Raw genomic sequence first — 1,498 nt, forward strand, 5'->3', positions numbered from 1 at the left:
GTTCGTGGCCGGTGTGGATCTCCGGCGTTGTGTTCGCCGGTTCTCCGGAGTGTTCGTTGGGCGGGTCGGGGTTCAGGTCAGGGCGGCCAGTCGCTGGTGGCCACCGGTGATCAGATCGGCCCAGGGCCATCGGGAGTTCAGTCGCAGGATGCGCCGCCGGCTGGTGGTGATGACGCGGGCGGCGACGGTGAGCAGGCGTAGGCGCAGGCGCTTGGGTTCCCAGCGGCGGGCGGGGTGCGCGGGCCAGGCCAGCAACTGGGTCCAGACGAGCAGCTCGGCCGCGAGTTGGGCCAGTTCGAGCCAGATCTGGTTCTTCGCGAAGGCCTGCAGCGGCAGGTTGGTTGCGCCGGTGTCCTTCAGCGTTCGGACGCGGTCCTCGGCCCGGGCCCGCAACCGGTGTCGGACTTCGAGATCGGCCAGCCGCCCGGTGCGGGTGTTGGTGGCGAACACGGTGATGCGCCACCCGTCGATGTCGGTGACGCGCAACTGGGCGCCGACGTGGGGCTCTTCGCGGCGGGCGATCACCCGCATGCCCGGCGGCCAACCGGTGAACGAGGCCGGCAGCCACCGGGTCAGTTCAGCGACCTGCGCGCCCGCGCGTGGGCACCCATCAGCGTCGAGGGCGGCGCGCCAAGCCTGGCGGGGCAGCACTGCCAGGGCATCGAGCACGGGTTGGCGGGCGCCGATCCCGACCGAGTACTCCAATCCCAGCTCGTGCACGTGGGCCAGGAAGTCCTTGACCCCGCCCGCGCTGTCGGCGCGCACCAGCACCCGGTCCCGCACCGGCTCCGGGAGTTGGGCCAGCGCGGCATCGAGCACCGCGATCTGATCGGCGGCGTTGTTGGCGTTCGCGCTGCCCGGGCGCAGCAGCGCGGCCAGCGGCTCCCCGGTCCCGGCCGGGCCGTGATCAGCGAAGGCCAGGATCGGGTGGAACCCGAACCCGCGCTTGAAAGTCGGGGCGGCGGCTTCCTTCTCCGAATGCGCATCGATCAGCGTGGCGTCCAAATCCAGCACCGGGCAGTCCTGACCGGCCCACGGGTCGACCCGTGACCACACCCGCTGCCGGGCCTGCGCGCGAGCCGCCCGGATCGCGGCGATCGCGGTCTCGGTCGTTTCCGGGTCCGCGGCCAACGCCTCGATCAGCCGGCTGACCGTGGGGTCCGAGGCGACCGGGCCGAACAGTTCGGGCTGGGCACGCACCAGGGCCAGATCGGACAGACAGTCACCGCCGAGCGCGATCGCGACCGCCAGATCCAGGACCGTCTTGCCCGGGTCGTGCACCGCGCGATCGGCCCGCCACGGCGCCAGCCCGCGCGAGAGCCCGCCGGCCAGACCGCTGACCACCGCGGTCTGCAACAACAACGCCCCACCCGCTGAGGAGATCAGCGACTCGCCGCCCGCCTCGACACGGGGCACCGACCGAACCCGGTTACGCTTCACCTACGGAGTGCCTTCCGGCTCGGAGATTTTGGACCGTCGCAAGCCCAAGAATTCCTTG

Annotated in this window: 1 protein-coding gene; it reads right to left on the reverse strand. The window is 71.8% G+C overall.

The window, feature by feature from the left end; all coding sequences use genetic code 11:
• Positions 1–72: 72 nt before the first annotated feature.
• Positions 73–1,440 carry an IS1380 family transposase gene (locus ABD401_RS24945; RefSeq protein WP_344609931.1) on the reverse strand — a complete coding sequence of 456 codons (1,368 nt, stop codon included), beginning with the start codon at positions 1,438–1,440 and terminating at the stop codon, positions 73–75.
• Between the last annotated feature and the right edge of the window lie 58 nt (positions 1,441–1,498).

It is taken from the genome of Sporichthya brevicatena (assembly GCF_039525035.1).
In the GTDB taxonomy this organism is placed as follows: domain Bacteria; phylum Actinomycetota; class Actinomycetes; order Sporichthyales; family Sporichthyaceae; genus Sporichthya; species Sporichthya brevicatena.